Here is a 19,600-nt window from a genome sequence, read left to right on the forward strand (position 1 = left end):
TTATTCGTTTAAAAATTGTTCGTGTATATTTAAATTATCCTGACCCACTTTTGGCGCTGCTTTTTCACTTAACAGAATTTCACCGTCTAATTGAATCGGGCTTCTGGTTGTAACCAAAGTTTCGCCTTCGGTATTTTTTACGGTCTGTTTCAGTTTTAATTCTGCAACAAACGGCTGCTGATCCAATTCTTCGTAATTGAAAACTTTACCGCACCAAATACCTTCTTTCTGTAATTTTTCAATCCAATAATCAGAAGTTTGGGTTTCGATTTTTTCGCTTAAAATTGTTCTAATTTCATCGCGTTTTTCAAACCACAAATTTTTATCAGCGTATTGACTTAAATCTAAACCTAGTGTTTTTCCAATAAAAATCAGATCTCCCATAGCCAGTGACAAATAACCGTCCTGGGTTTGATAAACACCGTACGGAGCGCTCAAGAAAGCATGTGCGCTTCCTTTGATATCACCTCTTTCAGGCAGTTGTCCGCCGTCGTTTAAGAAAGAAGTAATCGCTTCAAACTGCACATCCAGAATAGATTCTAATAAACTTACTTCTACCAAAACGCCTTTTTTGGTTTTGGCTCTTTTTAAAAGTGCAGCCAAAATTCCCTGTACAAAATGGTTCCCGCACATTAAATCGGCTGCAGCCAAGCCAAAAGGAACAGGTTCTTGGCTTTTTCGACCGCTCAGCCAGCTTAAACCCGAAAGGGATTGCAATAATAAATCTTGTCCCGGTTTTTTCGCCCACGGACCTTCATTGCCGTACCCGGTTATGGTTCCGTAAATAATCTGCGGATTAATGGCTAAAGAATTTTCAAAATCCAAACCGATTTTTTCCATCACGCCCGGTCTGAAATTATGGGTCATAATGTCCGCTTTTTCGATTAGTTTTTTAATTAAAACCAAATCATCCGGATTTTTTAAATCGGCAGCAAAAGATTCTTTATTTCTATTTATGGTATGAAAAAGCAGACTGCTGTCGTCTACAAACAAATCTTTGATGCTCAGTTGTCTGCAGGCTTCTCCTTTTACAGGACGCTCGATTTTGATCACGCGCGCACCCAGATCAGCAAGTTTTAAACCAGCTGACGGGCCTGCGAGAAACTGGCAGAATTCAAGGACAATTAATCCTTCTAAAGGTCTCATATGGTCTGAATTTTTAGAGATTCTGCATAAAGCGCATTCAGTTCTTCTAAAACTTTATCTTCATCCCCGCCGTACATTAAATAGTTGCGGACTACATCACCGGCATGATCTTGAAAATACATATGGCCATAATATCTCGGACGTAAAAATGCACGCTGTAAGGCTGGTAAAGTATTCTTGAAATAATCGTGTGTGAGTTCATTCAATCGGTCGCTTTTCCAAGCTTCTAAATGTCCCGGCTGACCGCCGTTGTCGGTGTATAAATTCTGTTGTATCTCAGAAGAGCCTGTAAAATCGGCATAACGAATCGCTTCGCCAATATGTTCACTGAAAGAGGAAACAGCCAGACCAGTCCCGCCCAAAGAAGAAATCATAGGTTTGTCATCCAAACTTACTAAATCAAAAAAGTGCAGCAGATTTTTACTATAACCCGCTCTGGAATAATTCGAATATCCGTAAGCAAAAGGGCAGTAGGCAATTTCATCAGTATTTACCATTGCCTCATAAACTTGAATTGGATTTCGGTTAAAGTTTACAGGATCAATTAATTGCGCTAATTCGCGAAACATTAAAAGGGCTTTTTTTCCTGTAATTTCAGAAATTACTTTTTCTTCAGAAAGAAAAGGAGCTTCGCCCAAACTGCAGCAATACATATAAAAACTCATTAGAACGTCTACAGGAATTCCGGCAAAAGCAACCAATCCTTTTTTGGCCAATTCTAATAAATCCTGGTAAGTAGCAGGCACTTCTAAGTTGTTTTTTTCTAAAAGATCCAGTCTCGCAGAGGCCACAGGAGTTGCCGCATCTATAGGAAGCGCCCATAATTTATGATGGAAAACATAACTTCCGTAAGATTTTCCAACCGTATTATGTTCTTGATCTTTAATATATTCGTTCGATAAATAATCAGACAAAGGCAGGATTGCTTTGGTCTGTGCGCCAAATCCTGTCCAAGGATGATCAATTACCAATAAGTCAAATCTTTTGGCCAGATCTTCAATTGAAGCATCGGCAAATTCTTGTAAACTTCTTTTTTCCCACGAAATTTCAATTTCAGGATGTAACTCTGTAAAACGCTGTGATGTGGCCACCATTGGAAGCAGACCTCTCGTGTGATTCCAAGTTATACCTTTAAGTTTTATCATTGTTTATAGGATTTATTTTGGTAGTAGTGTAAGTTAAAAAAAATAAATGTAAAAAATACAATTACAAAAATATAAATAAGATTCAAATTCACAAGAGATACTGTATTTATTAAGATACTTTTTTGAATATATCGAATATTTACAAAGTTATTTATACAAATCAGTCTAAAAATGTGATAATAATCGAATCGATAATCATTTGTAATGAAACATGGAAAAATATATCGCGATTATTAATTTTTAAAAAGTATTTTTGTAATTGTATTTTTTACATTTATTATTTTAGCTCGTTATTTAACGGCTGGAAATCGAAAGAATAAAATTAAGAAAAAGAAGTATTTATAATAAAAGAAAACAAAACAGATGAAATATATTGTTTGCGAAAAACCACAAGAATTTCTATTAAAAGAAACTGCTGTACCAGAACCAAAAGAAGGAGAAGTTTTATTGAAAATAAAAAGAATTGGAATCTGCGGTACAGACATTCACGCTTTTGGCGGAACACAGCCTTATTTTGAATATCCAAGAATTTTGGGTCACGAACTGGCTGCTGAATATGTAAAAGGAAATGCAGCAGGTTTTAATCCAGGAGATAAAGTAACTTTTATTCCCTATTTTAATTGTGGTAAATGTGTGGCCTGCAGAAACGGATTGACAAACTGCTGTGTAAATATTAAAGTTTTTGGTGTTCATATTGACGGCGGTATGGCAGAATATGTAGCGATTCCAGAACAATATTTACTGCACGGTCAAGGTCTGGATTATGATGAACTGGCTTTGGTAGAACCTTTAGCAATTGCAGCACACGGCGTACGCAGAGCCGCTGTTAAGCCAACGGACACGGTTTTGGTGATGGGCGCTGGACCAATCGGAATTGGATTGATTCAATTTGCTAAAATCGCTGGCGCAAAAGTGATCGTAATGGATATTAACGATTACCGATTAAATTTCTGTAAAACAGAATTGAATGCAGACGAAACCATCAATCCGTTAAACGATGACGTTGCGGCCAAATTGGCTGAATTGACCAATGGTGATATGGCAAATGTAGTAATTGATGCAACTGGAAATCAGAAAGTAATGAACAGTGCTTTCAATTATATTTCGCACGGCGGACGATTTGTTTTAGTCGGACTTCAAAAAGGCGAATTGAGTTTCAGCCATCCAGATTTCCACAAAAGAGAATCGACTTTAATGAGCAGCAGAAATGCTACTATTGAAGATTTTGAATATGTAATGAAATGCTTGAAAGAAGGCAAAATAGACCCTAAAAAATACATTACGCACAGAACGAGTTTCTCAGAAATGATTACTGATTTCGGACAATTAATTGATCCGAAGAATAATGTAATTAAAGCGTTAATTGAAATTGATTAATTTGTGAAAAGTAAAATGTAAAAAAGTAAAATGTAAAAAAGTAAAATGTAAAAAAGTAAAAAGTGAAAAAGTGAAATGTAAAATGTGAAAAGTAATATGTGAAAATGCAATTTTCATTGTAAAAACACAAATCGCCCTGATTTTAAATTTCACTTTTCACATTTTACATTTCACAAATCACTTTTCACAAATCACTTTTCACAAAAGACACATTTTACAAATCACATCTAACACAAAAGAAATGGATTTAAACTTAAAAAATAAAATAGTTGTTGTTTCTGGTTCGGCTGGAAAAGAAGGCAGCATTGGCGAAACCATAATCAACAGATTGGCAGACGAGGGCGCGATTCCGGTTTTGGTCGATAGAAATGCAAGAGGTTTTGCTTACGCGGAAAAACTGCAGCAAAAAGGTATCGATTCGTTGTTTGTACAGACAGATGTTACTGATCCTGTTGAAATGGAAAATGCAGTAAAAACAATTGCTGCAAAATACGGAAGAATCGATGCGATAATCAATAATGTCGGCGTTAACGATGGTGCTGGTTTAGAATCAAGCTACGAAGATTTTATGAATTCATTGAAATTGAACGTAGTAAGTTATTTTTTATTGGCTAAATATGCGCTTCCGTATTTGAAAGAGTCCAAAGGAAATATCTTAAATATTGGTTCAAAAGTAGCTTTAACAGGTCAGGGCGGTACTTCTGGTTACGCTGCCGCGAAAGGCGGAGTTTTGGGACTTACCAGAGAATGGGCAGTAGATTTGATTCAATACGGAATTCGTTCTAATGCGATTATTATTGCCGAAAGCTACACGCCGGCATACGAAGACTGGATAAAAACATTAGAAGACGGTGAATCGGTTTTAAAGAAAATCAACAAAAGCATTCCGTTTGAAAACCGAATGACCAAAACAGTAGAAATTGCCGATACGGCTCTTTTCATCATTTCAGAAAAATCGTCTCATACTACTGGACAATTTGTTTTTGTGGATGGAGGTTACGTACATTTAGACCGCGCATTAATCAGCGATGTTAATTAAGAAATTATGAGTAAAAGAATAGATTCGCACCAGCATTTTTGGAAGTTTGATCCCGTTCGCGACAGCTGGATTGACGAAAGTATGAGCAACATTCAGCGGGATTTTCTACCAGAAGATTTAGAGCCGTTATTAAGCGAAAATCAATTTGAAGGCTGTGTGGCAGTTCAAGCCAGTCAGTCTGAAGAGGAAACGCATTTTTTATTGGATTTGGCTTCAAAAAATGATTTCATAAAAGGCGTTGTCGGCTGGGTAGATTTACGAAATGAAAATATCGATGAGCGTTTGAAATTCTTTTCAGATCAAAAAAAGCTGAAAGGTTTTAGACATGTCGTGCAGGGCGAACCAGATGATTTTATGTATGGAGAAGCTTTTAGAAGAGGAATCGCAGCTTTAAAACCATTCAATTATACTTACGATATATTGATCTTCGAACGCCAATTGCCGGCAGCTCTAAGTCTGGTGAAAGATTTTCCAAACCAAAAGTTTGTAATCGATCATATAGCAAAGCCAAATATCAAATCAGAAACTATTTATTCTTGGAAAAGCGGCATCGAAGAAATTGCAAAATACGATAATGTATGGTGTAAAATCTCAGGAATGGTCACCGAAGCAGACTGGAAAAACTGGAAACCAGAAGATTTGAAACCGTATTTGGATGTTATTTTTGAAAATTTTCCGATCGATAAATTAATGTACGGTTCCGATTGGCCGGTTTTAAACGTGGCTTCGGATTATAACGAGGTTGTAAAAACTTTGGAAGATTATATTTCGAAGTTTTCAATTGAAGACCAGAATAAAGTTTGGTTTGAGAATGCGAATGGGTTTTATGAGTTATGAGTGCAATGAAAGCTACTATATTTGACGCATATTGTCATTTCGACGAAGGAGAAATCTTCGTAAGTAGCTCGACAATCAAAGTAAATCTTTGCGGAGTTTCTTACGAAGATTTCTCCTTCGTCGAAATGACAAATCAGACGCAAAAAAAAAAGAGGATATTCATGTTGAACATCCTCTTTTCTATTTTATAAAAGAGCTAACCTTTTACATTTAACCTTTTACATTTAACCTTTTACAGAAATTAAAACTTAACGGCTTTCTTAGGAACATCCTTTCCAATTGTAGTAGTTTTCGATAAATTAGAACCGCTCAAATCAATATTTTTACTCACCTGACCGTTGATTGTAATCGTGTTAGAAGAACCAGAATTAAACTCGATGTTTTTCAAGGAAAGGTTTTGCGTATTGTAAATTTCAAATGCATTTTTAGCCTCAATATCCAATTGTGCATTGCTGATTTTGATTCCGTTAGCATCAATTATAGAAAAACCTTTTTGAGATTTTGCAATAAGGTTTGAAATTTCAATATTCTCTAAATTCATTTCAGGAAGCCCTTGCAGGAATACCGCTTGCTGAGCGCCTTTAATCGTAATATTTTTGATTACAATATTTTTAAACTGTGGGGTTTCTTCATTTACAGGAACCGCTTTAGTACTTACGGTATTACCGCCTTCGGCCAGCGTTTCAGCGATCGATTTTCCTCCATAGTACAAATCAAAAGAAATTGCCTGAGACGGAATATCGGTCATAAAAACATCAGAAATATAAATATTTTCTACCACACCGCCGCGTCCGCGAGTACTTTTGAAACGCAGTCCGACATCAGTTCCCATAAAAGTACAGTTCGAAACATGCAGGTTTTTTACACCGCCCGACATTTCGCTACCCACCGTTACACCGCCGTGTCCGTGATAGACAATATTGTTTTTTACAATGATATTTTCGCAAGGAACACCACGATCGCGTCCGTCTTTATCTTTTCCAGATTTAATGCAGATAGCATCGTCACCAACATCAAAACTAGAGTTTTCGATGATTACATTTTTACACGATTCCACATCCAATCCGTCACCGTTTTGAGAGAACCACGGATTTCTAACCGTTATGTTTCGAACAATTAAATCCTCAATCATTAATGGGTGAATATTCCAAGCTGGTGAATTTTGAAAAACAGGTCCGTCAAAAAGCACTCTTTTACTATTCTGAATACTTACCAAAACTGGACGCAGAAAATCATGAATCGCTTCAAAATCTTCTTTTGTTTTAAGGTCATGTCGAATGTTTTGATCAGCGCCATTAGCCCCTTTTAAATATTGCTCAGAAGGATACCAGCTGTCTTTCTTTTCGTTTAAAACCCCGCCAGAAGCCACAAAACTTTTCCATTGATCATTGGTCAATTTACTTTTTTTAACTTGTCTCCACGCTTCGCCGGAACCGTCCCAAACTCCACTTCCGGTAAAAGCTATATTTTCTAAGTTTTTACCATAAATAGGAGAGATACAGCGCCAGGTATTTAAACCTTCAAAACTAGTTTCAATAATTGGGTATAAAGATTTGTCTGTAGAAAATTTGATTAAAGCGCCTGTTTCGGCATGCAGTTCAATATTACTTTTTAAAATGATTGGACCCGTTAACCAGATTCCAGGCGGAATAATTAATTTGCCGCCGCCTTTTTTAGAAAGCGCATTAATAGCATCTTCAAAAGCTTTCGTATTCAATACATAACCGCCGTTGACTGCTCCAAAATCCTTTAAATTCACCACATTATTTGGAATAACGGGTTCGTTTACTTTTGGCATTTTAAACTCGATATTCTTATAAGTATCGTAAGCAGCGTTTTGGGCAATTAGATTTTTAGAACCACAGCATAAAATAAATGCCAGTGCTAAAGTGAAAAAATGTTGTCGGTTGGTTTTCATTGTTAGTAATTTTTGGATGTTATTTTTATAGATGTGAAAATTATTTTACACATAAATAATAATAGTAAAATGTAATCGATTACACAAATCTATTAAAAAAAGTTTAATGTTCGCCGCGAATTACACGAATTGCACTAATTTTTCTTTCTATAGTAGTTAATACTATTGATATGAATTGCCTCCAGCTTTAACTACTGGTTATATTTTACACCTTTCTAGGCTTTAGCCAAACTTCAAAATTTGGCTAAAACCTTTACTCTTTACATTATAAACCTCCATCTAAAGCAGAGGCAATCGAAGTTAATGAAATAAAAAATTTAGTGCAATTCGTGTAATTCGTGGCTAAACCAAAAACTACAAACAGGAGGGTACAGGATACATATAACTTTATGTTCAAGTAAATTGGACGAATTATTTGGTAAAAAGTGTTAAAAATACATTTATTTGTAGATTATATATGCTTAAAATTGACTGCCCAATAATTTTTTACCCAGAAAAAAATCAAAATATTAAATAATGCGTTTGAATACAATTACTAAAATCCTGAGCTTATTTTTGATCATCTGCGTTTCGTTTTCGATAAATGCAGCTGAAATATGGGTTTCTACAAAAGGAAATGACAAAAACTTGGGCACAAAAGATAATCCGCTGGCAACGGTTCACATGGCAATGCGAAAAGCCAGAGAACTGCGCCGACTAAAAGATCCATCCATAAAAGACGGAATCCGAATCATAGTAATGAACGGAACGTATTATTTAAACGAACCTTTGTTTGTAAGACCAGAAGATTCGGGAACGCCGGAAAGTCCCACAATAATTGAAGCCGATGCAAATGCAAAGCCAATTATCAGCGGTGGAATCGAAATTAAAAACTGGAAAAAAACCAGCGTTTTAAATGGTAAAAAAGGAACATTTTGGGTGGCCGATGCTCCTCAAAAAGCAGGTTCAATTATCAATTACAGACAATTATGGGTCAACGGAAAAAAAGCCGTGAGAGCCAAAAGCACTGCCGGAAATGCAATGGACCGAATTTTATCCTGGGATCATCAGTCGCAAACCTGCTGGATTCCGTTTAAAGACAAATCGATAAAGTTTGAGCCGGGAATGGAAATGTTTATCGTACAATGGTGGTCAATTGCCAATCTCCGAATCAAAAATATTGAAGTACAGAAAGACAGCGCCAGACTTTCGTTTGAAGAGCCTGAAAGCCGTATTCAGAGTGAACACCCTTGGCCTGCGCCGTGGATTTCTAAAAACAACGGAAATTCTGCTTTCTATTTAAATAACGGAATTTCCATGCTGAACGAACCAGGCGAATGGTTTTTGGACAAGAAAAATGCCAAAATCTATTATATTCCGCGTCAGGGCGAAGAGATCAATTCGGCAAAAGTGACCGTTCCGGTTTTAGAAAATCTGGTGGAAGTAAAAGGAACCATTGATTCGCCTGTAAGTCATTTTAGATTTAAAGGAATTTCGTTTCAATACAGCAATTGGCTTCGCCCTTCAGAACAAGGTCATGTGCCGCTGCAATCGGGTTTGTATTTGTTGGATGCTTATAAATTGAAACAGCCGGGAACGCCAAATCAGGCGAGTTTAGAAAATCAGGCGTGGGTAGGAAGACCTCGTGCGACGGTTGAAGTTAATTATGCTAATAATATTCAGTTTGAATCCTGCCGTTTTGAGCATTTGGCTTCGACTGGTTTGGATTTAAATAAAGGAACGAATCACAATACCGTAAAAGGAAATTTATTTAAAGATATTGGCGGAAGTGCCATCAATGTCGGCATTTTTTCTGAAGAAGCTTTTGAAGCGCATTTGCCTTTAATTATAAAAGACGAAAGAGAAATGTGCTCTGATGAAGTCATTGCCGATAATTTAATCACAAATGCAACCAATGAAGATTGGGGAACTTTGGGAATCAGTGCTGGTTTTGTTAGAAATATTACTATTGAACACAACGAAATTTCAGACGTATCGTATTCTGGAATGGCGATGGGCTGGGGATGGACGCATACGCCAAACGTAATGCAGAACAACAAAATTTTAGGAAACAAAATTCATCATTATGCGAAACATTTACATGATGTAGCAGGAATTTATACGCTTTCGGCACAACCCAACAGCCGAATTGAGGAAAATTACATAGACAAAGTTTACAACAGTCCGTATGCGCACGATCCGTTTTTATGGCTGTACTTGTATACTGATGAAGGTTCTGAAGGTTTTACGATTAAAAACAACTGGATTGCCGAAAAGAAAATCCTAAAAAACCATAACGGTCCAAAAGGAAACATCTGGGAACATAATGATCCGTATGTAAGTACAAAAATTAAAGAGGCAGCCGGAATTAGAGCGCCTTATAAAGATTTAGAAAAAGAAGTCGTAATCGATGAGAAATGGGGATTGCAGGAAATGCCAAAACCTTATGCAATCGAGTTAATAGGTAATGATTTTGACATCGAAAAAATCAAATCGACATTAGTCGGTTTTAGAATTGTGGGGCAGGAATTGTACCAATGGAAAAACCATTTGGTGATTTACGGAAAAATGAATCAGCCGGAAAGAACGAAGCGTAAACTGGCGGGTGCTTTTCCTTCTTTAGAAATTAAAATCTATGACGATTTGGTTTACGATTTTCAAAACTTCGAAAGATGTAAAGATTCGAAACCGGCATCGGATTGGGAAAATGTTGTTCTAACAGCAAATCTTCCTGCTGATGAAAAAGGGCAGAAAGAATATGTTGAGTACCACAAAACGCAATTTGAAAAATGGCCGGAAGTAGCAAAAGGTTTCTGCAACGCCGATTTTCAACAGTTACAGGTTTTCAAAAAAGACAGACAATTGATCTTGGTAATCAGTATTCCGAAAGGTGAAAATCTGGACAAACTAAATCCGAAAACAACCGAAAATAATCCTCGTGTAGACGAATGGAACGCTTTAATGAAGAAATACCAATCTGGAATTGAAGGCGCAAAACCAGACGAAACCTGGATTTTCTTGAACAAAGTAGAAACGAAATAAATATTATTAGCCACGAATTCACGAATTATTTTTTGAAATACTTTATCTGATATTATTCGAATTAATTCGAAAAAAATAATCGCAAAGATTTTAAAAAGAAAATTCGTGAATTCGTGGCTAAAAAAACTAACATCAACAATCTAAAATAACCACACCCCATGCTAAAAATAGCCATTCTAGGACTTGGAGAAGGACGAAGCACCATGTCGGCCGCTATAGAAAGTTCAAAATTAGAGCTTGTAAAAATATGCGACAGAAACGAAGACTTGTGCAAACAGCGCGCAAAAGAATTCGATTTTCATTCGTACACCACCAATTACGAAGATTTATTAAACGATGCGTCAATTGACATTATAGCTATTTACACGCCAGATCATTTGCATGCGCAGCACGTAAAAGAAGCTTTATTGCACGGAAAACATGTGGTTTGTACAAAACCTTTTATCGATGATCTTTCGGATGCTAAAGAATTGTTAGAATTAAGCGAAAAAACAGGAAAAAAAGTTTTCATTGGTCAAAGTTCCCGTTTCTTCGAACCAGCCAAAAGACAAAGAGCCGATTATGAAGCAGGTTTAATTGGGGATTTAATTACAATCGAAGCACAATATCACGCCGATCACAGATGGTTTTTAAAGAAAGAATGGTCGCTTTTGCAATCATTTAAATGGCTGTACGGAGGTTTGAGCCATCCTGTAGATTTCATCAGATGGTATCTGCCAAACATTCAGGAAGTAATGGGTTACGGAATGATCAGCAGTAACGGACAAGCAGCAGGATTGAAAAACGAAGATACGATGCACTTTATCTTTAAAGCAACCGACGGAAGAATTGCCCGTGTAAGCGGTGTTTATACGTCACCGACTCAGCCAGCGCAACGTGACAGCGGAATGAGTACGATTTTAAGAGCAACAGAAGGAGCAAGTCAGGCCGATTATCACGAATTGCGTTATGCAGTTACAGATAAAACGGGCGAAGAAAAAGTAATTACCTGGGGCGACAGCACGATAAAATATTATTTCCGTTTTGAAGGACAAAGTCATCACGGCGGGGAATATCAGAATTATTTAGAATATTTTGTAGACAGTATTGAGCAGGGTTTCGAAGCCTATCCAAACATGGAAGAAGGAATTGGAACGGTGGCTTTATTGCAGGCAATGGACAAATCACTGCAAACTGGAATGCCGGTTAAAATTGCCGATATTCTTAACGAATACGGACTATGAACAGCATCTACGATAAATTAACGACGCTCGATTTTATAATTGTAGCTGTTTATTTGGTGACTTTATTAGTCATTGGTTATGTGGTGAGCGTGAAGCAGAGCAAGAAAAACGAAACACTTTTTCTGGCTTCCAATTCCTTAAATTGGTACAGCATCGGGTTTAATATGTGGGGAACCAACGTTGGACCTTCGTCTTTATTGGCTTTTGCGAGTATTGGTTATGCTACGGGAATTGTAGCAGGAAATTTTGAGTGGTACGCTTTTGTGTTTTTACTGCTTTTGGCGATGGTTTTTGCACCAAGATATATTGCGAGTAAAGTGAGCACCATGCCCGAATATATGGGGAAACGCTACGGCGACAGTACGCAGAACATTCTAGCGTGGTATGCTTTAGTAAAAATATTAGTAAGCTGGCTGTCTTTAGGATTGTTCAGCGGAGGCGTTTTAGTACGTCAGATTTTAGGAATTCCGATGTGGCAGAGTGTTACGGTTTTAGTAATTTTCTCTGGAATATTTACGTTTGCCGGAGGTTTAAAAGCGATTGCAAAAGTGAATGTTTTTCAGATGATTCTGCTGATTGTAGTTTCGCTGACGCTTTCGTTTTTAGGTTTGCAAAAACTAGGCGGGATCGATGTCTTAATTGCTAAAACACCTTCAAACTTCTGGAATTTAATCCGACCTTCAGATGATGCGCATTATCCGTGGCCGGCTATTTTATTAGGATATCCTGTTGCAGCAGTTGCTTTTTTCTGTACCGATCAATCGATGGTGCAGAGTGTTTTGGGAGCTAAAAATTTGGAACAAGGACAATTGGGTGTAAACTTTATTGGCTGGTTAAAAGTTATGGCGCTGCCGTTGTTTATTCTTCCGGGAATTTTGTGTTATGCTTTATATCCCGAATTAGGAAGCAATTCCGATTTGGCTTATATGACAATGGTTACGAATCTTTTTCCAAGCGGCATGAACGGTTTGGTAATCTGCGTGATGATTGCGGTTTTGGTGGGAACAATTGGTTCTTCTCTAAACGCTTTGAGCACTGTTTTTACGAATGACATTTACGTGAAAAAAATCAACCCGACGGCAACTATCAAAGATCAAATTAAAATTGGACGTTTAACGATTGCTGCTGGTTGTGTCTTTGCGATTCTGATTGCCGTTGCAATTGACAATATTAAAGGACAGAATTTATTCAATATTTTTCAGGCGGTTTTAGGTTTCTTGGCGCCATCTTTATCGGTTGTGTTTTTGCTGAGTGTTTTCTGGAAACGCACTACAAAAAAAGCCGTAAATGCAACACTTTCTTGGGGTTCTGCCTTTAGTTTATTTGTTGGGGTTTTATACTTATGGATTTTCCCTGCAGATAAATATCCGGCCTGGCCTCACTTTTTATTGATTTCGTTTTACATTTTTGCTGTGCTTTTAGTTGCTGCAGTAATCATTTCTTTAACCGATAAAAATCCTGAAGTTAATTTTTCAGATGAAACGGATATTCCTAAAACAAGCAAAAAGGTGAAACTTTTGTTTGGGATGTTGGGATTGGCGATTTTGGTTTTGTATTTGGTTTTTAATGGGAATTAAATTTTACTAAAATATTATAATTTAAAAAGCTTTCTTTAAGGAAGCTTTTTAAGTTTTAATAAATGAAGGTAAAATAGTTGTGAAATTTAATTTGTAAGAATTATATTTTAATAATTAATAGATTTGCTTAAATGATTTAAGTAGAATAAATGAAAACACATTTTGATTTAGAAAAAATAATAGAAAGTGGGATAATTACAAACGAACTGGATTATGAAAGAGCACTTATCTCTGATCGAAAACTAAGACTTTTGGCGAAGGATAGTGTTCATTTTAAAAACTTAAGATCTAAGCTTCGTGAAATAATTGAGAAATATGAAAATGTTGAATGGAATGATGTCGATAAAATTGATGATCGAAAGCTTTTAGAAAGTGACAAATCTGAGCGTATAGCCGAATTAGAGAGATTATTTCGTGAAAATAGAAAACAAATAATTAGAAAGAAACTCAAAGAATAGAAAAACAAGTAAAAAAAGTGAAGTTGTTATTCGGGTTATTGGGACTGGCGATTTTGGTTGTGTATTTGGTTTTTAATGGGAATTAGAAAAATTTAATCTCTATCATAATCATAACGCTTCTTAGCTAAAAGAAGCGTTTTTTTATGATATTTTATTATTGCAAAAGGAACAATAATTGTATGTAAATTTGTCTAAATAAAAGCAGTGTATGGTTTTGTTTAACAGATTTTAAATAAAGTTTAAAAATTGGAATTAAAAAATTGATGAGTCAAAGAACAAGAAATCATATTATTGAAGAAGAATCAAGAATGTTTTTTAAAAAATCTATTCCTCAAATGTGGGTTTATAGAGATAAGCATGATGATTATGGAATAGATTGTGAGATAGAGATCTTCGATGAGCAAGGAAACCCCACAGGTACTGTATTTTGGGTACAATTAAAAGGAACCGATTCCAAAGATCAAAACCTTATAAAAAGCATCAATTTCAGTTCCGAAAAAATGACTCAGTTTTTAGCATATGATATACCTGTATTAATTGTACGCTACTCTAGTTATAATCAAAATTTATTTTTTCGATGGGCAAAAAATGTTAGAGACATGCAACCGTCTAAGAAATCAGTAAATTTTAAATTTTCTGATACAGATGTTTGGACATCAAATAGTCATATTGAAATTATTAAATACTTAAAAAATCAAATATTAATTAAGCAAGGAAGGCTCCAATTTCCAATTACTGTATCAATATCAAAAGAGTTAAATAATCCAAAGTTTATTGCCCCTCATTCATATTTGACAATTATTAAAAGTTGTTTGGCAAATCATAAAAAGTATTTTTCATTAGTTCAAAGATCAGAAGACTCTTTTTTGCAAATTTATGTTGATAGTCAAGGATTAGTATCTAGTTTATGTGATTTATCATTAGCACGGATGAAGATTACTTTTCAAGATGTAAATAATATAAATTCTGACTTACTTGTAAAGCATATTTTAGTGACTATTACGCAATGCTTGTTTGATGTTGGAAAGGGAGATTTAGGGAATCAGCTTATCTTTAAAAACAATTTATTATCATTTCTTAAAAATAACGAAGATTATCTTAGTTCAATTTTATCACATTTGCTCGAAGGAGAATACTTCTCGACAACTGTAAATGAATTATCGCAATATTTTAAAGAGAATAAGCATGATAATATTTTAGAGACAATGATGAGTATTCTTCTTCTTTCTAAAAGGAAAAGCTTTGATGATGAAAAACTTTTAATTATTGAAAATTTTTTGGAAGAGCAACTTGCAATAGCAAAATTACGTGAGAATAATTTAAGTATTGCAGGAACTTTATATAATTTAGGCAATTTCTATAGAAGTGTGGGAGAGATTGATAAAGCTTTAACTCATTATATTGAAGTTAGGAAATACAATGCTTCATATAAAAAACATTCATATTATTTGTTTGAGATCGGAGGACTGCTTTTTCTTAAAGGAAAGCCAAGTTATGCATCTAGATTTTATCAAAAGGCAATTGAATTAAAAACAAATCATCCTTTGGCTAAGGCACTTTTGGCTGATGCTTTACTTTATTCTGGTAAGTATTTACAAGCTTTAGAGAAGTATGATGAATTTCTCAACGAAATTTCAGTAGATTGTCCAAATCCAGATGAATGGTTTTTAAAATATTCTTGTTTAAAAACAATTTTACAAAATGGCTATCCAGAAACTCAAACAAGAGATTCAATGAAAGCTAATGATTTTGTTGAAAAAGGAGAATGCGAGAAAGCTTTAGAGTTTGATTTGCTTGATAGTTTGGCTTGGTACAATTTGGCTGTTACAGAAATTAAACAAAGTAATAACATTACAGCATTTTTGTTTTTCTCTATAAGCGCACTATTAGATAATAGAGATTGTGAAGCGTGGACAAATGCAACTTTTTCAGGTTTTATAGAGGAAATAGATTTTTCACTTTTGGTAAATGTTATACGTACAGCTTATTTTTATAATGGACAGGAATATATAAATTATGTTTATGAGTCTATGCAAAAGAAGAATTTGAAACCAGAAGTTTTAAATACTATTATTGAATTAATAGATAATACAGTTGAAGAAAGAATTGAAGAGCCTTTTTTATTAAGGAATTTCTTCAATGAAAATGAATTTATAGAAATTACTATGAATTCTAATGGTTAAGAATTAAAACTATTTTAATTTAAGTATTTTATATTCCTTTACTTCCCAGTCGAAACCAACAACTCCCGAATATCAACCTTTAAATATTTCGAAATCTCATAAAGTGTTTCAATAGAAGGTTGGTAATCATTCGTACACCAACGCGAAACAGTCGAAACCGTTTTACCTAAATGTTTGGCTAATTCCTTATTACTTCTATTGTTTTCAACTAAAACAACCTTTATTCTATTTAAATTTAATTGCGACATAATGTTGATTTATTGCTTTTTTATGCAAATATGATGTATTTTAAATATAATAAATAGTATAATAAAATTACACAAAAGTGCTACAAAATTATACTTTAATTAGATTACTTTACTATTTGTAATAAAAATATTACTATATTTGCTTTGGATAAGAAATAATAAAATGAAACAATCAGCAAAAAGACGATTAAAAATTCAGCCAAAATTCATGGCAAGATCGTATCATCGATATGTAATATTCCCCGAAATTCGTCTTTGCGGAAAATGGCTTCAGGAAATCGGTTTTAAATGCGGGAATTTTGTAACAGTTGAACATCAGCGAAATAAAATCATCATTACAACCCATAATGAGGTTGAAACAAAATAAAAAACACATAGCTTTCAATCTGGAAAACTATGTGTTTTATTATGAAATCAAAAGCCCTTTAAACGACTTTTGCTATTTGTGTATTTACACGAATATTATTAGGAGCGTCCAAACCTGGTGTTTCATAAGAGGTGAACTCTAAATTAACACCCGGTCTAAAAATTAGACAATGTGTTGAACCTCCAAAATGGAACATTCCCAATTCGTCTCCTTTTTTGACAACATCGCCGGCTTGCACTTTTATTTCGCAGCTAGAAACTTCTGCCATACCTACCGGCATTACGCACATAAGTCCAATAGCAGGATTATCTGCCTCAATAAATATAAGGGCTCTGGTGGCCACTGCTGTTAAAAACGCCTGCGAATTGTTGGGTGCACTCGAATCGGCTCCTTCTGGATTGTAGAAACCCTGATACAGATTTTCTAAATAATAAGAACCGTTTACAATAGCCGTTTTTACGATTTTACCGTTTACAGGACTGTGCCAGCGGTGGTAGCTCAAGGCACTCAAAAAAGCCTGATAAACTGTTCCGCCGTCAAATTGAGGTGCTAATTGATCAAAATTCAGCATGTTTTCTAACGAATAAGGCTGTCCTTTTAACCAAAACTGATCTGACAAAGCTACATTTTTGGCTATTTGTAATGGTGCCGATTCACAAGCATTTACAATAATCGAATCATCATTTGGCGCAGTTACAGGACGTACATTTGAGCAGAACAATCTTGTAAAAAAATCATCCCAGCTTTTGAAACCATAATATACATCTGAAGGATCAGACTGAAAAACATCAGAAAATGTGGCGTTCGGCGCAATAGGATTTGCTTCTAAACCTAAAGCTCCTTGAGCAACTTGCATCATTTCGGATTGTGCTAATTCGCTCAGCCATGCAATTACGTTCTCAGAAGGGTCATTTTCTATCAAAACATATCTGGAATCTTCTGTAACCAAAAATTTAGACCAATAGTTTAATATTTTCTTTAACTGCTGATTGACCAATGCGTTTGAAAAAACATCATACCCAAAATTGGTCGCCATAGGCCAGGCCAAAAGTGCATTAATAGGAAAACCAATCATGCCTGCAGGCGATTGACTTCCGATCGAGCCAGTTTGGTAAGCTTCGGGCGCGGTTTGCATGATTCCGTTTAGTAAAACAAGGAAATCTTCAAATGTCATTGGTTCTGGTTCCCAAGATAAGGGAGTTTGTTGTTTTAAAAAATGAGCTTCGGCAAACATTCCCTGTACATTCGCATACAAAACAGGGTCTGAATATACCAGATTTTGAAATTCCGAAATTTCAGGAATCAGCGGTGATGGATTTTTTTTGGCAAATTCCTTTATTTTAAGTGTCCAGTTTTCTATAATTTGCGGATCTTGGGGTAACCAGCTTCCCAATAATTGTTTTGCTTTGTTGAATGTAGTTGCTTCCATAATTTTTTTCGGTTAAATTAATACCGAAGTTATTTTAGAAAGTGATTCAAAAATTTAAAATAGTTACAAGAGCTTATTTTTGTGTTACGAAGAACTTTTTTTCTGCCGCGAAGGCGCTAAGGCTCAAAGTTTTTTATTAATACTTCTAGTTATAACGTATTCTGATAGTTATCCGACTATGGCACAAAGTTTTTTTATGAATTGCCTCCAGTTTTAACTGGAGGTAAAGCAAGAATAGAAAAAGGCTTTAGCCAAATTGTAGATGTTTTGGCTAAAGCCTTTTGAGCTTTCTATTATTTCTCATCCCGCTTCAGCGGGACGCAATTAAAATCCTAAATTAAAAATAAACCTTTGCGTCTTTGTGACTTTGCGAGATTAAAATTATTTCTCAACAGATTTTTTCTTCTCCAAATTAGGCAAGAATCCTGTAATGATCCCAATCAAAGGCAGGAACGCACAAATCTTAAATACATATTCAATACTTGTAGCATCGGCGATTTTTCCTAAAATAGCAGAACCTAAACCGCCCATTCCGAAAGCAAATCCGAAGAAAAGACCAGCGACAAGTCCAACTTTTCCGGGCATTAATTCAGTTGCATAAACTAAAATTGCAGAGAATGCAGAAGAAAGAATCAATCCGATGATTACAGATAAAGTTCCAACCCAAAATAAAGAAACATAAGGCAGTAACATTGTAAAAGGAGCAACTCCAAGAATCGAAACCCAGATTACATATTTTCTTCCGTATCGGTCTCCAATTGGTCCGCCGATCAAAGTTCCTGCGGCAACAGCACCTGAGAACAGAAATAAATATACTTGTGACTGCTGAATTGTAATGTGAAACTTATCAATCAAAAAGAAAGTATAATAACTCGTGATACTGCTCATATAGAAGTATTTAGAGAAAATCAGTACCAATAAAATAATCAGCGAAGCAATTACACGGTTTTTAGATAAATGATGCGTTTCGATTTGGTGCGCCGATTTATTAGCCATTCTTTCAGATAAATGTGCCGTATACCAAATCGCAATTTTATACAAAGCAAAAATTCCAACTAGAGCAATAATACAAAACCAAGCGATGTAAGATTGTCCGTGCGGAATTACGATAAACGCTGCTAATAAAGGTCCGACAGCACTTCCGGCATTTCCCCCCAATTGAAAAATAGACTGCGCCAAACCTCTCTTGCCACCAGAAGCCAAATGCGCCACACGTGAAGATTCCGGATGAAAAATCGAAGATCCAATTCCGATTAAACTTACTGATAGCAATAAGTAAACAAAGCTGGAAGCGATTGAAACCAGAAAAAGGCCAACCATGGTAAAACACATTCCGACTATTAAAGAATAAGGTTTTGAGTTTTTATCGGTATACATTCCCACAAACGGCTGTAAAATAGAAGCCACCATTTGATAGGTCAAAGTAATAATTCCGATTTGTGTGAAATTTAAACTAAAATTTTCTTTTATAAGCGGATAAATCGAAGGCACTACAGCCTGTAAAAGATCATTGATCAGATGCGAAAAACTTATAATGAATAAGATCGAGTAGGTGGTTTTTTTAACTATTTCGGGGTTTGCTTTAATAGTGTCCATTTGGTAATTTTTGATTCTTAAATTAGGTTTAAAAAC

At 35.4% G+C, this 19,600-nt stretch carries 15 protein-coding genes; 9 read left to right on the forward strand and 6 right to left on the reverse strand.

Going from position 1 to position 19,600, the window contains the following annotated elements; all coding sequences use genetic code 11:
- Both C4F50_RS14765 and C4F50_RS14770 read right to left on the reverse strand, forming a co-directional pair.
- The gene (locus tag C4F50_RS14765; RefSeq protein ID WP_194139421.1) at positions 1-1,146 is read right to left on the reverse strand and encodes a CaiB/BaiF CoA transferase family protein; all 1,146 of its coding nucleotides are present in this window, start codon (positions 1,144-1,146) and stop codon (positions 1-3) included.
- A complete protein-coding gene (locus tag C4F50_RS14770; protein ID WP_194139422.1) occupies positions 1,143-2,291 on the reverse strand; it encodes an ABC transporter substrate-binding protein in 1,149 nt (382 codons plus the stop codon). Before C4F50_RS14770 ends, C4F50_RS14765 begins: the two co-directional genes overlap by 4 nt.
- A gap of 363 nt (positions 2,292-2,654) precedes the next feature.
- On the opposite strand from C4F50_RS14770, the gene C4F50_RS14775 reads away from it, so the two are divergent.
- The 3 genes from C4F50_RS14775 (at position 2,655) to C4F50_RS14785 (ending at position 5,544) form a co-directional block, all read left to right on the forward strand.
- Complete coding sequence (locus C4F50_RS14775) at positions 2,655-3,668, forward strand: zinc-binding alcohol dehydrogenase family protein (RefSeq protein ID WP_194139423.1); 1,014 nt, start codon at positions 2,655-2,657, stop codon at positions 3,666-3,668.
- 241 nt (positions 3,669-3,909) lie between these two features.
- On the forward strand, positions 3,910-4,707 hold the full coding sequence (locus C4F50_RS14780; protein WP_194139424.1) for an SDR family oxidoreductase: 798 nt from the start codon (positions 3,910-3,912) through the stop codon (positions 4,705-4,707).
- A 6-nt stretch (positions 4,708-4,713) separates the two neighbouring features.
- On the forward strand, positions 4,714-5,544 hold the full coding sequence (locus tag C4F50_RS14785) for an amidohydrolase family protein (RefSeq protein ID WP_194139425.1): 831 nt from the start codon (positions 4,714-4,716) through the stop codon (positions 5,542-5,544).
- A gap of 241 nt (positions 5,545-5,785) precedes the next feature.
- Here the strand turns inward: C4F50_RS14785 and C4F50_RS14790 are convergent, their stop codons facing one another.
- Positions 5,786-7,462 (reverse strand): glycoside hydrolase family 28 protein, encoded by a 1,677-nt coding sequence (locus C4F50_RS14790; protein ID WP_194139426.1) that lies wholly within the window; start codon positions 7,460-7,462, stop codon positions 5,786-5,788.
- Between the two features lie 516 nt (positions 7,463-7,978).
- On the opposite strand from C4F50_RS14790, the gene C4F50_RS14795 reads away from it, so the two are divergent.
- The 5 genes from C4F50_RS14795 (at position 7,979) to C4F50_RS14815 (ending at position 15,924) form a co-directional block, all read left to right on the forward strand.
- Positions 7,979-10,483 (forward strand): L-rhamnose mutarotase, encoded by a 2,505-nt coding sequence (locus C4F50_RS14795; RefSeq protein WP_194139427.1) that lies wholly within the window; start codon positions 7,979-7,981, stop codon positions 10,481-10,483.
- Positions 10,484-10,641: 158 nt separating this feature from the next.
- Positions 10,642-11,706, forward strand: a complete 1,065-nt coding sequence (locus C4F50_RS14800) for a Gfo/Idh/MocA family protein (RefSeq protein ID WP_194139428.1) — start codon at positions 10,642-10,644, stop codon at positions 11,704-11,706.
- Complete coding sequence (locus C4F50_RS14805; RefSeq protein WP_194139429.1) at positions 11,703-13,283, forward strand: sodium:solute symporter; 1,581 nt, start codon at positions 11,703-11,705, stop codon at positions 13,281-13,283. Before C4F50_RS14800 ends, C4F50_RS14805 begins: the two co-directional genes overlap by 4 nt.
- A gap of 149 nt (positions 13,284-13,432) precedes the next feature.
- On the forward strand, positions 13,433-13,741 hold the full coding sequence (locus tag C4F50_RS14810; protein WP_194139430.1) for a hypothetical protein: 309 nt from the start codon (positions 13,433-13,435) through the stop codon (positions 13,739-13,741).
- A 263-nt stretch (positions 13,742-14,004) separates the two neighbouring features.
- Complete coding sequence (locus C4F50_RS14815) at positions 14,005-15,924, forward strand: DUF4365 domain-containing protein (RefSeq protein WP_194139431.1); 1,920 nt, start codon at positions 14,005-14,007, stop codon at positions 15,922-15,924.
- 38 nt (positions 15,925-15,962) lie between these two features.
- Here the strand turns inward: C4F50_RS14815 and C4F50_RS14820 are convergent, their stop codons facing one another.
- Positions 15,963-16,172: a helix-turn-helix transcriptional regulator gene (locus C4F50_RS14820; protein WP_228012038.1), complete on the reverse strand. Its 210-nt coding sequence runs from the start codon at positions 16,170-16,172 to the stop codon at positions 15,963-15,965.
- Between the two features lie 163 nt (positions 16,173-16,335).
- Here C4F50_RS14820 and C4F50_RS14825 point away from each other — a divergent pair, with 163 nt between their 5' ends.
- On the forward strand, positions 16,336-16,539 hold the full coding sequence (locus C4F50_RS14825) for a SymE family type I addiction module toxin (RefSeq protein ID WP_194139432.1): 204 nt from the start codon (positions 16,336-16,338) through the stop codon (positions 16,537-16,539).
- A gap of 58 nt (positions 16,540-16,597) precedes the next feature.
- Here C4F50_RS14825 and C4F50_RS14830 read toward each other — a convergent pair whose 3' ends face one another.
- Both C4F50_RS14830 and C4F50_RS14835 read right to left on the reverse strand, forming a co-directional pair.
- Entirely contained in the window at positions 16,598-17,968 is a 1,371-nt protein-coding gene (locus C4F50_RS14830) for a phosphatidylserine decarboxylase family protein (protein WP_194139433.1), read from the reverse strand.
- A gap of 381 nt (positions 17,969-18,349) precedes the next feature.
- Positions 18,350-19,564, reverse strand: coding sequence for an MFS transporter (locus C4F50_RS14835; RefSeq protein WP_194139434.1), 1,215 nt, complete (start codon positions 19,562-19,564; stop codon positions 18,350-18,352).
- Positions 19,565-19,600: the final 36 nt, after the last annotated feature.

The organism is Flavobacterium hungaricum, from assembly GCF_015182285.1.
Taxonomy (GTDB): domain Bacteria; phylum Bacteroidota; class Bacteroidia; order Flavobacteriales; family Flavobacteriaceae; genus Flavobacterium; species Flavobacterium hungaricum.

What these genes read in the sequence shown, in the direction of transcription:
- C4F50_RS14835 (WP_194139434.1), bottom strand. Translation starts at nt 19,564, where the DNA reads ATGGACACTATTAAAGCAAACCCCGAAATAGTTAAAAAAACCACCTAC.
- C4F50_RS14810 (WP_194139430.1), top strand. Translation starts at nt 13,433, where the DNA reads ATGAAAACACATTTTGATTTAGAAAAAATAATAGAAAGTGGGATAATT.
- C4F50_RS14830 (WP_194139433.1), bottom strand. Translation starts at nt 17,968, where the DNA reads ATGGAAGCAACTACATTCAACAAAGCAAAACAATTATTGGGAAGCTGG.
- C4F50_RS14770 (WP_194139422.1), bottom strand. Translation starts at nt 2,291, where the DNA reads ATGATAAAACTTAAAGGTATAACTTGGAATCACACGAGAGGTCTGCTT.
- C4F50_RS14780 (WP_194139424.1), top strand. Translation starts at nt 3,910, where the DNA reads ATGGATTTAAACTTAAAAAATAAAATAGTTGTTGTTTCTGGTTCGGCT.
- C4F50_RS14820 (WP_228012038.1), bottom strand. Translation starts at nt 16,172, where the DNA reads ATGTCGCAATTAAATTTAAATAGAATAAAGGTTGTTTTAGTTGAAAAC.
- C4F50_RS14815 (WP_194139431.1), top strand. Translation starts at nt 14,005, where the DNA reads ATGAGTCAAAGAACAAGAAATCATATTATTGAAGAAGAATCAAGAATG.
- C4F50_RS14800 (WP_194139428.1), top strand. Translation starts at nt 10,642, where the DNA reads ATGCTAAAAATAGCCATTCTAGGACTTGGAGAAGGACGAAGCACCATG.
- C4F50_RS14805 (WP_194139429.1), top strand. Translation starts at nt 11,703, where the DNA reads ATGAACAGCATCTACGATAAATTAACGACGCTCGATTTTATAATTGTA.
- C4F50_RS14825 (WP_194139432.1), top strand. Translation starts at nt 16,336, where the DNA reads ATGAAACAATCAGCAAAAAGACGATTAAAAATTCAGCCAAAATTCATG.
- C4F50_RS14795 (WP_194139427.1), top strand. Translation starts at nt 7,979, where the DNA reads ATGCGTTTGAATACAATTACTAAAATCCTGAGCTTATTTTTGATCATC.
- C4F50_RS14775 (WP_194139423.1), top strand. Translation starts at nt 2,655, where the DNA reads ATGAAATATATTGTTTGCGAAAAACCACAAGAATTTCTATTAAAAGAA.
- C4F50_RS14785 (WP_194139425.1), top strand. Translation starts at nt 4,714, where the DNA reads ATGAGTAAAAGAATAGATTCGCACCAGCATTTTTGGAAGTTTGATCCC.
- C4F50_RS14765 (WP_194139421.1), bottom strand. Translation starts at nt 1,146, where the DNA reads ATGAGACCTTTAGAAGGATTAATTGTCCTTGAATTCTGCCAGTTTCTC.
- C4F50_RS14790 (WP_194139426.1), bottom strand. Translation starts at nt 7,462, where the DNA reads ATGAAAACCAACCGACAACATTTTTTCACTTTAGCACTGGCATTTATT.